The sequence below is a fragment of the Rhodoferax sp. genome, from assembly GCF_039922535.1.
In the GTDB taxonomy this organism is placed as follows: Bacteria; Pseudomonadota; Gammaproteobacteria; order Burkholderiales; family Burkholderiaceae_C; genus Rhodoferax_B.
Genome location: NZ_JBDTEM010000158.1, coordinates 1 through 11864 on the forward strand (window position 1 = coordinate 1; position 11864 = coordinate 11864).

The following is an 11864-nucleotide window of genomic DNA, read 5'->3' on the forward strand; positions in this document are numbered from 1 at the left end:
GGTACACGCCCTGCGATGTGATCAACGACTACCGCAACGACATCCGCACGCCCCGGCGTTCCCGGTTTGCCACCAGTGCCGCATAAAACAGCCAACCATAACCATAAAACGGAGACAAAACCTTGAAGACCCAAAGCCTCGCCCACAGCCTGATAGCCGCCACAGCGCTAACCCTCCTGGGCAGCAGCACTGCGCAAGCCGCGACCCAATGCGCCAGCGGTGCACCACTGCGCTTTGCGGGCATTACCTGGGAGTCGGGCCAGTTCTACACCGACATCATCCGCACCTTGCTGGAAACCGGCTACGGCTGCAAGACCGAAGTGGTCAACGGCAGCACCGCCGCCACCGAGACCGCACTGGTCAGCGGCGACCTGCAGCTGTGGGTAGAGCAATGGAACCGCACCGACATCATCCGCAAAGGCGTGGACAGCGGCAAGATCAAGCTGGTGGGTGATCTGCTTTCCGAAGGCGGGGCGACCGAAGGCTTTTTCGTACCCGAGTACATGGTGAAAGGCGATGCGCAACGCGGCATCAAAGCCACCACGCCCGACCTGAAGACAGTGGCCGATCTGCCCAAATACAAAGACCTGTTCAGTGACGACGAGAACCCTGAAAAAGGCCGTTTTCTGAACTGCCCTACCGGCTGGGATTGCGAAAAAATCAACACCCAGAAGATGAAGGCCTACAAGCTGGATGCCAGCTACACCAACTTCCGTGCCGGCACCGGCGCGGCGCTGGACGCGGCGATTTCCTCGGCCATTGCCCGTGGCAAGCCCATTTTGTTTTATTACTGGTCGCCCGCCAGCCTGATGGGGAAATTCAAGCTGGTCAAAATCAAGGAGCCTGAGTTCAACCAGAAGTGCTGGGACACGCTGAAAGACCCCAAGGTCAAAGACGTATGCCCTTCCGCCACGCCCAACACCCGGTTGACCGTGGGCATGTCCACCGCGCTCATGCAGTCCGACCCAGAGGTGCTGAACCTGGTTGAAAAAGTGCAGCTCAGTCCCGAGCAGATCAACACGGCGATCGCCAAGATGGCCGAACGCAAACTGGGTAGCGATGTAGTGGCCCGCGAGTTCCTGAAAGCCAACCCCACCGTCTGGTCGGGCTGGATGCCGGCTGCCGCAACCGCCAAAGCGGTAAGCGCGTTGAAATGACCCGCCGCCCTGCGTTGGCCCAGGGGGCAGCCTGCCCCGCCAGTGAAATAGGAACAAAAAAATGAACGGGATCTTTCTCGATCTATCGGTGACCGACGATGTGAACGCAGCCGTCATGGACTTTGTGGAAAACCATGGCGAGGTGTTTCACCATATCGCCAAACTGCTGTTGGTCTGGCTGCTGGTGCCGCTGGAGCATGCGCTCATGGCCATCCCGCCGTGGTTGATGCTGCCCGCCGTGGCGGGTATTGCCTGGCACGCCACCCGCCGCCTCGGCGCGGTGGTGGTGCTGACCGCGGGCCTGTATTTGATTGGCAGCTTTGGCCTGTGGGACAAGCTGATGCAAACCCTGGCGCTGATGCTGGTGGCCACGCTGCTCACACTGGCCATCGGCCTGCCGCTGGGTATCTGGATGTCGGCCAACGAGCGGCTGCGCAAGATACTGCAGCCGGTGCTGGACATCATGCAGACCCTGCCCACTTTTGTGTACCTGGTCCCCGTGCTGATGCTGTTCGGCCTGGGCAAGGTACCTGCGCTGCTGGCCACCGTGGTCTACGCCCTGCCACCGCTGGTGCGGCTGACCGACCTGGGCATCCGCCAGGTGGACCGCGACGTGGTGGAAGCCGCACGCTCGTACGGCACCACCAGCGGGCAACTGCTGTTCACGGTGCAGTTGCCCCTGGCGCGCCCCAGCATCATGGCCGGTATCAACCAGGCGGTGATGATGGCACTGGCCATGGTGGTGATTGCGTCCATGATCGGCGCACGCGGCCTGGGCGAAGACGTGCTGGCGGGCATCAACAACATGGACATGGGTCGGGGCCTGCAAGGCGGGCTGGCGATTGTGATTCTGGCGGTGGTGATCGACCGCATTTCCCAAGCCTACGGCACCGGCCGGCGTGAGCGCGCCCTGCGCCAAGGAGTCACGGCATGAGCGCTATCGAAGTCCGCAATGTGTTCAAGGTATTCGGTGCCCGCGAGACCGAGGCCATGAAGATGCTCTCCACCGGGGCCGACAAAAAATCGGTGCTGGAACGCACCGGCTGCAACGTAGGCATCCACGACGTTTCGTTGTCCATCGAAGCGGGCGAGATTTTCGTCATCATGGGTTTGTCTGGGTCCGGCAAATCCACCCTGGTACGGCACTTCAACCGTCTGATCGAACCCAGTGCAGGCGAGATCCTGGTCGGTAGTCGCGATGTCATCCAACTCGACGACGCAGGCCTGCGCCAGCTGCGCCGCAACGACATGAGCATGGTGTTCCAGAACTTTGGACTGCTGCCGCACAAAACCGTGATCGACAACGTGGGCTATGGCCTGGTGGTGCGTGGCGAAAAGAGCGATGCCGTACGCGCCACCGCCTGCCGCTGGATCGAACGCGTGGGTCTGAAAGGTTACGAGTCCAAGTACCCTGACGAACTATCGGGCGGCATGCGCCAGCGCGTGGGCCTGGCCCGTGCGTTGACGGTGGATGCGTCCATTTTGTTAATGGACGAAGCCTTCAGTGCGCTGGACCCCCTGATCCGCCACGACATGCAGGACCTGCTACTGGACCTGCAGGGCACGCTGAAAAAGACCATCGTCTTCATTACCCACGACATTGACGAAGCGCTGCGCATCGGTGCACGCATCGCCATCATGCGTGACGGGCGTCTGATCCAGGTGGGCACACCCACCGAAATTCTGGAAAGCCCGGCAGACGACTACGTGCGCCGGTTTGTGGACAAGCGGGTCGAGACCCCCATGCACTGACCAGCCGTGAGGGCACAGGCAATGCCCGCTAATCCGAAATCCAGTCGTGGAAGAGTTGCACGCAGGCACGCTTCTCGGCGTCCTGCGTCAGCGTGACAAACCAGTAGCCGTACGGCCCTTCGGATGTCAAGCGGTTCAGCCGCCGCAGCGTGCCTGATTGCAGTTCGGGCTGGACCATGGCCTTGTCCACAATCGCCACCCCGGTTGCGTTCACCGTGGCGTTGATCACCTGGTCCAACGTGCTGAAAGCCAGCCCGGCGCGGGTGTCCACATGGGTAATGCCATGCGCTTGGCACCAGCGCTCCCAGACGGGGATGCGCACGTCACCATCCAAAATATGCAGCAGGGTGCAGTCCTCCAGGCGGGGTGGCAGGTCATCCGTCCACAGCGTGGGGCTGGCCACCAGCACATGCTGCTCCAGGCACAGGCGCCGGATTTCACAGTGGGGCCATTCCCGGTCAGAAAACACCACGGCGGCATCGGCATTTTTCAGCTCGCGTACGCTGTGCGCAGGATCGGTAGTAAATGAAAAATCTATGCCCGGATACACCTTGCGAAAAGCCGCCAGTCGGGGCACCAGCCAGCGGGTGGCAAAGGTAGGCGGCAGGTTGATCTTGAGCATTTGCCGCTGCGACGAGAGCTTGATCGCATCCGCCGTGGTCTCGATCTGGGCAAACGCCACATCGATGGTGGTGGCCAAACGCCGTCCCGCGTCGGTCAGCGCAATCCCCTGCGGCGTGCGCAAAAACAGCGGCTTGCCCAACCAGGTTTCCAACTGCTTCACCTGGCGGCTTACCGCGCCCTGGGTCACGAAGAGCACTTCACTGGCTTTGGTAAAACTTCCTGCGTCCGCTGCGGCAGCGAAACTCCTCAGGGCATTCAAGGGGGGCAGACGTCGAGACATGGTACGGGAGTGTACGTGCCCGTACCATGCCGAATCAGGGTGCTAGAGCTTGAATGCCACCACTTCCTGGTGCTGTTCGCCCAGGCCGTCAATGCCCAATGCCATCGTGTCGCCCTTCTTCAGGAACTTGGGCGGCTTCATGCCCAGGCCCACGCCCGGTGGGGTGCCGGTGGTAATCACGTCGCCGGGCATCAGGGTCATGAACTGGCTGACGTAGCTGACGATCTTTGCCACGGTGAAGACCATGGTTTTGGTGTTGCCGGTTTGCACGCGCTGGCCGTTCACGTCCAGCCACATGCCGAGTTTTTGCGGATTCGGCACTTCGTCCCGGGTGACCAGCCAGGGGCCGAGCGGGCCGAAGGTGTCGCAGCCTTTGCCCTTGTCCCAGGTACCGCCGCGCTCGATTTGGTATTCGCGCTCGCTGATGTCGTTGATGGTGCAGTAGCCTGCTACATAGTTAAGAGCTTCTTTTTGAGACACGTAGCGTGCTGTCGTGCCAATGACCACGCCCAGCTCGACTTCCCAGTCGGTCTTTTTGGAGCCCTTGGGCAGCATCACGGGGTCGTTCGGGCCCTGGATGCAGCTGGTGGCCTTCATGAACACCACCGGCTCGGCAGGAATCGGCAGGCCGGATTCAGCGGCGTGGTCGGCGTAGTTCAGGCCGATGGCGATGAACTTGCCCACGTTGGCCACCGGGCTGCCCATGCGCGGCTTGCCTTTGACCAGCGGCAGCTTGGCCGTGTTCAGTTTGGCGATCTTGGCCAGCGCGGCATCGCCGAGCTGGTCTGGGCCGATGTCCTTGAGCTCTTTGCTCAGGTCGCGCAGCTTGCCTTCGGCATCGATGAGGCCGGGCTTTTCTTTGCCCGGCTTGCCGTAACGAACGAGTTTCATAGGTTCCTTTTGAAAAAGTTAAATCGTCATGCCGCCGTCAACGTTATAGGTTTGGCCGGTAGCAAATATAGACTCATCACTGGCCAAAAATACCACGATGGGCACGATCTCGTGGGCCTGCGCCAGTCGCCCCATGGGTTGGCGGGCAATGAAGGCCTTGCGGGCGGCTACAGGGTCGGCGTTGGCGTTGATGCGGTCGGCCAGCGAGGGCGTGTCTACCGTGCCGGGGGCGATGGCATTGCAGCGTATGCCCTGGGCCACGTAGTCGGCGGCCACGCTCTTGGTCAGGCCGATCACCGCCGCCTTGGTGGTGCCGTACACGCAGCGGTTCGGCAGGCCCTTGATGCTGCTGCACACGCTGGCCATGTTGATGATGCTGCCCGCACCCTGCGCCAGCATGCGCGGCAACGCGGCCTGGATGGCCCACATCTGCGCCTGCACGTTGAGCAAAAAGGCAAATTCCAGCTCGCTGTTTTGCACATCCATCACGGTGCCGTTGTGCACCACGCCCGCGCAGTTGAACAGCACGTCGATACACGGCATGCGAGCCACCAGCGCCTGGATGGCGGCCTGGTCGCGCACGTCCAGCGGTAGCGCGGTCACGTTGGCCACGCCCTCGTAGCTGGCCAGCAGCGCCGGGTTCACGTCGGTGGCCCACACCTGGGCCCCCTCGGCCGCCATGGCCAGCACGGCCGCTTGGCCAATGCCTTGCCCGGCGGCGGTGACCAGCGCAGTTTTTCCTGAAAGTCGCATGGGATGCTCCAGAGAGTTGGGGTTTTGCCCGATGGGCGGGTTGGCAATGTGTGGGATTATGAAGTGGCCTTACCACTTTACCAATTAAGATTAACCCTTAATCTTTTTAGCCTGCTATGCCCCTACAACCCCTGGAACCCCAGCGCCTGTACCGCCAGATTGCGGAACAACTGCGCGCGGGCATGCTGTCGGGCGAATACGCCGTGGGCAGCCGCTTGCCCGCCGAGCGCGAGTTGGCGGCGCAGCTGGGTGTGAGCCGCCCTTCAGTGCGCGAAGCGCTGATTGCACTCGAAGTCGAAGGCTGGGTCGAGGTGCGCACCGGCTCCGGCATCTACGTGCTGGCACGTGTCCAGGGCAGCAAGGGCACGCCCGTGGCTGCCGCCGAATGGGGGCCGTTGGAGCTGATCCGTGCCCGCCGCGTGGTCGAGGGCGAAACCGCCGCCCTGGCGGCCACGCTGGCCTTGCCCGAACACCTGGCAGCGATGGACCAGGCCCTGCAGACCATGCGCGAAGAAGCGGCCCTGGGCCAGCCGCCGCTGGAGGGCGACCGGGCCTTCCACTCGGCCATCGTGCAAGCCTGCGGCAACGCGGTGCTGATCGAAACCGTGCACAACTATTGGGATGCGCGGCGTGGCCACCTGTTTACCCGGCTGGGCGGCTACTTTGAAACCCCGCGCTCCTGGCGCACCGCATTGAAAGAGCACCAGGCCATTCTGGCCGCCATCCGCGCCCAAGACCCCACCGCGGCCCGTGCCGCCATGCATGCCCACATGGACAAATCCCACCACCGCCTCAACGCCAGTTGGCAGCGGGCCAATCCCAACGAATAAACCCACCCCACCATGACTAACGCCCCTTTCATCCGCCTCCATCCTGCCGATGACGTACTCATCGCCCGCAGCCAACTGCTCAGCGGTGCCACCGTAGAGGGCATCGCCGTCAAAGGCATGGTGCCGCCCGGCCACAAAATCGCCACCCATGCCATTGCGGCGGGCGCGCCGGTGCGACGCTACAACCAGGTGATTGGCTTTGCCAGCCGTGCCATTGGCCCCGGCGAGCATGTGCACACCCACAACCTGGACATGGGGCCCGACAAAGGCGACTTTGCCCGCGACTACGCGTTTGGTGCCGATGTCAAACCCGCCGCGCCCCGCCAAGAAGCCACCTTCATGGGCATACGCCGGGCGGATGGCCGGGTCGCCACGCGCAACTACATCGGCATTCTGAGCAGCGTCAACTGCTCGGCCACCGTGGCCCGGGCGATTGCGGCGCATTTCTCGCGCCAGACCAACCCGGCGGCACTGGCCGATTTTCCCCACATCGACGGCGTGGTCGCACTGACCCACGGCACCGGCTGCGGCATGGACGGCGAAGGCCTGGGCCTGCAGCTGCTGGAGCGCACGCTGGCGGGCTACGCCACCCACGCAAACTTCGGCGCGGTGGTGGTCGTGGGATTGGGCTGCGAGGCCAACCAAATCAGCGCCTGGCTGGCCCACAGCAGCCTGCGCGAGGGCGACAACTTTCGCACCTTCAACATCCAGGACACCGGTGGCACCCGGCAGTCGGTAGACAAAGGCATTGCCCTGGTCACCGCCATGCTGGCGCGCGCCAACGCCGTCACCCGCGAGCCCTGCAGCGCCTCGCACATCACCATCGGCCTGCAATGCGGCGGGTCAGACGGCTACTCGGGCATCAGCGCCAACCCGGCCCTGGGGGCGGCTGTGGATTTGCTGGTGGCGCACGGCGGCACCGCCATCCTCAGCGAAACCCCCGAGGTCTACGGGGCCGAGCACCTGCTCACACGCCGCGCCGTGGCCCCGGCCATCGCCGAAAAGCTGATTGGCCGCATCCACTGGTGGGAGCATTACACCGAAATCAACGGCGGCGAGATGAACAACAACCCGTCCCCCGGCAACAAGGCCGGTGGCCTGACCACCATCTTGGAGAAATCCCTGGGTGCGGTGGCCAAGGGCGGCACCACCAACCTGGAAGGCGTGTTCGAGTACGCCGAACCGGTGACGGCACACGGCTTCGTATTTATGGACACGCCCGGCTACGACCCGGTCAGCGCTACCGGGCAAGTGGCGGGCGGGGCCAACCTGATCTGCTTCACCACGGGCCGCGGCAGCGCCTATGGCTGCGCGCCCACGCCGTCGCTGAAGCTGGCCACCAACACCGCACTGTGGAAGCGGCAAGAGGAGGACATGGACATCAACTGCGGCGAAATCATCGACGGCAGCAGCTCGGTGCAGGCCATGGGCGAGCGGATTTTTGCGCTGATTCTGGCCACCGCCTCGGGCACGCACAGCAAGAGCGAGCAACACGGCTACGGCCAGAACGAGTTCGTGCCCTGGCAGGTAGGCGCGGTGATGTAGTTTTTTAGTGTTTTAGGCCTCTAGCGCATATTCCACCTGCGCTGGCAGCTACCCAATAACTAGCAAACCGCTACTACAGACCCAGCATCAATTCCAGGTTCTGCACGGCGGCACCGCTGGCACCTTTGCCCAGGTTGTCCAGGCGGGCGATCAGCACGGCGTGGTGGTGGGCGGCGTTGCCAAACACGCGCAGTTCCATCTTGTTGGTGTTGACCAGGGCGGTGGCATCGAGCTTGCCGCTGTCGCCGGGGGCCTCTACCGTGACCCAGGTGCTGCCTGCGTAGTGTTGGGCTAGGGCATCGTGCAGGTCTTGCGCGGTGGGCTGGCCGGGCAACAGGTCCAGGTGCAGGGGCAACTGCACCAGCATGCCCTGGGCAAAATTACCCACCGAGGGCACAAAAATCGGCCGCCGGGTCAGGCCGGTGTAGCGCATGATTTCGGGCAAATGCTTGTGCGTGAGGCCCAGCGCATAGGTTTCAAACAGCGGGGCTTCGCCTTTTTCGTAGGCTTCCATCATGCTGCGCCCGCCGCCCGAATAGCCGCTGACCGAAGGCAGGGCCAGGGCCGCATCGGCGTTGAGCAAACCGGCATCGACCAGGGGGCGGATCAGCGCAATGGCACCGGTGGCGTAGCAACCGGGATTGCCCACGCGGTCGGCCTGGGCCACGGCTTCTTGCTGGCCCGCAGCCAGCTCTGGAAAGCCATACACCCAACCCAGTGCGGTACGGTGGGCGGTAGATGCGTCGATGATCTTGGGCTTTTTACCCGGCAAACTGTCGATCATGGCCACCGATGCGATGGCGGCATCGTCGTGCAGGCAGAGGATGACCAGGTCCACCTCGGCCATCAGCGCGCGCTTGGCCTCGGGGTCTTTGCGCAGCGCCGGGGCGATGCTGACCACCTCGATCTGCGGCATGGTTTGCAAGCGTTCACGGATTTGCAGACCGGTGGTACCGGCTTCACCGTCGATAAAGACTTTAGGCATAAAGGGGCTGTAGGTGGGTGAAAAGGCAGACCCGGGCCGTCAGCGCCAGGTCAGTTCGTTGCACTGCAACATGATACATTCAAGGGTTGACAAAACGGTGCCACTTTGTGCAGTTTTACCTGTACAGACGGGCAAAAATCCATCCATTCCTGAGAGAGCCCTCATGAAGATTCACGAATACCAAGGCAAGGAAATCTTGCGCAATTTTGGTGTGCCGGTGCCTAAGGGCATTCCTGCATTCACCGTGCAAGAAGCGGTGGAAGCCGCCCAAAAACTCGGCGGCCCTGTGTGGGTGGTCAAGGCGCAAATCCACGCGGGTGGACGCGGCAAGGGTGGCGGCGTCAAGGTCGCCAAAACCATTGAGGACGTCAAGCGCATTTCGAGCGAAATCTTGGGCATGCAGCTCAAGACGCACCAGACCGGCCCTGAAGGTCAAAAAGTCCGCCGCCTCTACATTGAAGACGGCGCTGACATCAAGAACGAACTGTATGTATCGCTGGTCACCGACCGCGCGACACAGAAGGTGGCCCTGATCGCTTCGAGCGAAGGCGGCATGGACATTGAGGAAGTGGCGCACTCCACACCCGAAAAAATCATCACCGAGATGATCGACCCCCTGACCGGTATCACCCCAGAGCAAAGCAAGAAGGTGGCCGCAGCCATCGGTTTGACCGGCGCTTCTATCGACCAGGCCGTAGACATCTTCGCCAAGATCTATAAGTGCTACATGGACACCGACGCATCGCTGGTGGAAATCAACCCACTGAACTGTGACTCCAAAGGCAATTTGATGGCCTTGGACGCCAAGTTCAACTTTGACCCGAACGCGCTGTTCCGCCACCCCGAAATCGTGGCCTACCGCGATCTGGACGAAGAAGACGCAGCCGAAGTCGAAGCCTCCAAGTTCGACTTGGCCTACATCAGCCTGGACGGCAACATCGGCTGCCTGGTGAACGGCGCTGGTTTGGCCATGGCCACCATGGACACCATCAAGCTGTACGGCGCTGAGCCAGCCAACTTCCTGGACGTGGGCGGCGGTGCTACTCCCGAGAAGGTTACCGAAGCCTTCAAGATCATGCTGAAGAACCCCAAGGTCGAGGCCATCATGGTCAACATCTTCGGCGGCATCATGAAGTGCGACACCATCGCCACCGGCGTGATCACCGCTTGCAAGGCCGTGAACCTGTCCGTGCCACTGGTGGTGCGCATGAAGGGCACCAACGAAGACCTGGGCAAGAAGATGCTGGCCGAGTCCGGTCTGCCCATCATCAGTGCAGACACCATGGCCGAAGCGGCTGAAAAAGTGGTGGCTGCTGTTAAAGCTGCTGCGTAAGGAACCTTTATGTCCATCTACATCAATAAAGACACCAAGGTCATCACCCAAGGTATTACCGGTAAAACCGGCCAGTTCCACACTGAAAAGTGCCAGGAATACGCCAACGGTAAAAACTGCTTCGTCGCAGGCGTGAACCCCAAGAAGGCCGGCGAGTCGATTTTTGGCATCCCGATCTTCGCGTCCGTCAAGGAAGCCGCCACCGATACCGGCGCAACCGTGTCGGTGATCTACGTGCCACCGGCTGGTGCAGCCGCCGCCATCTGGGAAGCCGTTGAGGCCGATCTGGACCTGGCCATCTGCATCACCGAAGGCATTCCCGTTAAGGACATGCTGGAACTGCGCAACCGCATGAAGGCCAAGGAAGCCGCCGGCGGCAAGAAAACCTTGCTGCTGGGCCCCAACTGCCCTGGCCTGATCACGCCCGAAGAAATCAAGATCGGCATCATGCCCGGCCACATCCACCGCAAGGGTCGGATTGGCGTGGTCAGCCGTTCCGGCACGCTTACCTATGAAGCCGTGGCGCAACTGACCGAAATCGGCCTGGGCCAGTCCACAGCAGTGGGCATCGGTGGCGACCCGATCAACGGCTTGAAGCACATCGACGTGATGAAGGCTTTCAACGACGATCCTGATACCGACGCGGTCATCATGATCGGCGAAATCGGTGGCCCGGACGAAGCCGAAGCCGCCCGCTGGTGCAAGCTGAACATGAAGAAGCCTATCGTTGGCTTCATCGCCGGCGTAACCGCGCCCCCTGGCAAGCGCATGGGCCACGCCGGCGCGCTGATTTCCGGCGGTGCCGATACGGCAGATGCCAAGCTGGCAGTGATGGAAGAGTGTGGCTTTACCGTGACGCGCAATCCGTCCGAAATGGCCAAGCTGCTGAAGGCTTTGTTAAAGTAAAGTAAAGCAGTTTTGCGCAATGGTTTGGTCGCGCCTTCGGGTGCGCCATACCACCCCGCCCCTTCGGCTTGGTCCTGCGGTCATTCGCAGCACCAAGCCGTTGTTGTTTTGGGGTCCTTCCCCATTCTGTGTAGACGCGCCGAATCGGCCTCGTGCGTCTGATGTCTAAGGAAAGCCATGGAAGCATTTTTCACCGCCCATTTTTGGCTAGCGGTCGGTCAGATCATCATGATCGACATCTTGCTGGGAGGCGACAACGCTGTAGTCATCGCCCTGGCATGCCGCGGGCTCCCCGCCCAACAGCGCACCAAAGGCATTTTGTGGGGCACCGTAGGGGCAATTGTCTTGCGCGTGGTGTTGATCGCATTCGCGTTGTCGCTGCTGCAAGTGCCTTACCTCAAACTGGTGGGCGCCATTTTGCTGCTGTGGATCGGTGTCAAGCTCTTGGTGCCGGAAGAGGACGGCGGACACGACAATATCCAGGCCAGCGACAAACTGTGGAGCGCGGTCAAGACAGTCATCGTGGCCGATCTGGTCATGAGCATCGACAATGTGATTGCCATCGCCGGTGCTGCGCAGGGAGCCGGAGAGACACACCAGTTGCCGCTGGTGATCTTTGGCTTGCTGGTGAGTATCCCCATCATCATCGGCGGCAGCCAGCTTGTTCTCAAGCTGATGGACCGCTTCCCGCTGATCATCACCCTGGGCGGTATGCTGCTGGGATGGATTGCGGGCACCATGGCGTACTCCGACCCGGCGCTTGCGGCGTACATGCCGCAAGATGAAAACGTCGGCTATGCCTTTGGCC

Annotated in this window: 12 protein-coding genes; 8 read left to right on the forward strand and 4 right to left on the reverse strand. The window is 61.9% G+C overall.

Annotation, left to right across the window (positions count from 1 at the left end):
- The first annotated feature begins 122 nt into the window (after positions 1-122).
- The 3 genes from ABI213_RS07460 to ABI213_RS07470 all read left to right on the forward strand — a co-directional run bounded on the left by ABI213_RS07460 (position 123) and on the right by ABI213_RS07470 (position 2909).
- On the forward strand, positions 123-1157 hold the full coding sequence (locus ABI213_RS07460) for an ABC transporter substrate-binding protein (protein ID WP_348026588.1): 1035 nt from the start codon (positions 123-125) through the stop codon (positions 1155-1157).
- A 115-nt stretch (positions 1158-1272) separates the two neighbouring features.
- Positions 1273-2091 (forward strand): proline/glycine betaine ABC transporter permease, encoded by an 819-nt coding sequence (locus tag ABI213_RS07465; RefSeq protein ID WP_348005607.1) that lies wholly within the window; start codon positions 1273-1275, stop codon positions 2089-2091.
- The gene (locus ABI213_RS07470; protein ID WP_348005594.1) at positions 2088-2909 is read left to right on the forward strand and encodes a betaine/proline/choline family ABC transporter ATP-binding protein; all 822 of its coding nucleotides are present in this window, start codon (positions 2088-2090) and stop codon (positions 2907-2909) included. Before ABI213_RS07465 ends, ABI213_RS07470 begins: the two co-directional genes overlap by 4 nt.
- Positions 2910-2937: 28 nt before the next feature.
- On the opposite strand, the gene ABI213_RS07475 is transcribed toward ABI213_RS07470, so the two are convergent.
- From ABI213_RS07475 to ABI213_RS07485, 3 genes are read right to left on the reverse strand one after another with little or no spacing between them, the layout of a single operon-like run.
- On the reverse strand, positions 2938-3813 hold the full coding sequence (locus ABI213_RS07475) for a LysR substrate-binding domain-containing protein (RefSeq protein ID WP_348005595.1): 876 nt from the start codon (positions 3811-3813) through the stop codon (positions 2938-2940).
- 42 nt (positions 3814-3855) lie between these two features.
- Complete coding sequence (locus ABI213_RS07480) at positions 3856-4704, reverse strand: fumarylacetoacetate hydrolase family protein (protein WP_348005596.1); 849 nt, start codon at positions 4702-4704, stop codon at positions 3856-3858.
- An 18-nt stretch (positions 4705-4722) separates the two neighbouring features.
- Positions 4723-5457 (reverse strand): SDR family oxidoreductase, encoded by a 735-nt coding sequence (locus ABI213_RS07485; RefSeq protein WP_348005597.1) that lies wholly within the window; start codon positions 5455-5457, stop codon positions 4723-4725.
- A gap of 116 nt (positions 5458-5573) precedes the next feature.
- On the opposite strand from ABI213_RS07485, the gene ABI213_RS07490 reads away from it, so the two are divergent.
- Positions 5574-6287: a FadR/GntR family transcriptional regulator gene (locus tag ABI213_RS07490; protein WP_348005598.1), complete on the forward strand. Its 714-nt coding sequence runs from the start codon at positions 5574-5576 to the stop codon at positions 6285-6287.
- Between the two features lie 12 nt (positions 6288-6299).
- Positions 6300-7832, forward strand: a complete 1533-nt coding sequence (locus tag ABI213_RS07495; RefSeq protein WP_348026590.1) for an altronate dehydratase family protein — start codon at positions 6300-6302, stop codon at positions 7830-7832.
- Between the two features lie 73 nt (positions 7833-7905).
- Here the strand turns inward: ABI213_RS07495 and argC are convergent, their stop codons facing one another.
- The gene (gene argC, locus ABI213_RS07500; protein ID WP_348005600.1) at positions 7906-8817 is read right to left on the reverse strand and encodes an N-acetyl-gamma-glutamyl-phosphate reductase; all 912 of its coding nucleotides are present in this window, start codon (positions 8815-8817) and stop codon (positions 7906-7908) included.
- A gap of 163 nt (positions 8818-8980) precedes the next feature.
- Here argC and sucC point away from each other — a divergent pair, with 163 nt between their 5' ends.
- From sucC to ABI213_RS07515, 3 genes are all read left to right on the forward strand, one after another.
- Positions 8981-10150 (forward strand): ADP-forming succinate--CoA ligase subunit beta, encoded by a 1170-nt coding sequence (gene sucC / locus ABI213_RS07505; protein WP_348005601.1) that lies wholly within the window; start codon positions 8981-8983, stop codon positions 10148-10150.
- 9 nt (positions 10151-10159) lie between these two features.
- On the forward strand, positions 10160-11056 hold the full coding sequence (gene sucD / locus ABI213_RS07510; RefSeq protein WP_348005602.1) for a succinate--CoA ligase subunit alpha: 897 nt from the start codon (positions 10160-10162) through the stop codon (positions 11054-11056).
- Between the two features lie 177 nt (positions 11057-11233).
- Positions 11234-11864: TerC family protein (locus tag ABI213_RS07515; RefSeq protein WP_348026592.1), on the forward strand; the 631-nt coding region annotated here is incomplete at its 3' end.

Excerpts from the sequence above, each read along its gene's own strand:
- sucD (WP_348005602.1), top strand. The coding sequence starts at position 10,160 with ATGTCCATCTACATCAATAAAGACACCAAGGTCATCACCCAAGGTATT.
- ABI213_RS07485 (WP_348005597.1), bottom strand. The coding sequence starts at position 5,457 with ATGCGACTTTCAGGAAAAACTGCGCTGGTCACCGCCGCCGGGCAAGGC.
- ABI213_RS07475 (WP_348005595.1), bottom strand. The coding sequence starts at position 3,813 with ATGTCTCGACGTCTGCCCCCCTTGAATGCCCTGAGGAGTTTCGCTGCC.
- ABI213_RS07490 (WP_348005598.1), top strand. The coding sequence starts at position 5,574 with ATGCCCCTACAACCCCTGGAACCCCAGCGCCTGTACCGCCAGATTGCG.
- ABI213_RS07495 (WP_348026590.1), top strand. The coding sequence starts at position 6,300 with ATGACTAACGCCCCTTTCATCCGCCTCCATCCTGCCGATGACGTACTC.
- sucC (WP_348005601.1), top strand. The coding sequence starts at position 8,981 with ATGAAGATTCACGAATACCAAGGCAAGGAAATCTTGCGCAATTTTGGT.
- argC (WP_348005600.1), bottom strand. The coding sequence starts at position 8,817 with ATGCCTAAAGTCTTTATCGACGGTGAAGCCGGTACCACCGGTCTGCAA.
- ABI213_RS07465 (WP_348005607.1), top strand. The coding sequence starts at position 1,273 with ATGGACTTTGTGGAAAACCATGGCGAGGTGTTTCACCATATCGCCAAA.
- ABI213_RS07470 (WP_348005594.1), top strand. The coding sequence starts at position 2,088 with ATGAGCGCTATCGAAGTCCGCAATGTGTTCAAGGTATTCGGTGCCCGC.
- ABI213_RS07480 (WP_348005596.1), bottom strand. The coding sequence starts at position 4,704 with ATGAAACTCGTTCGTTACGGCAAGCCGGGCAAAGAAAAGCCCGGCCTC.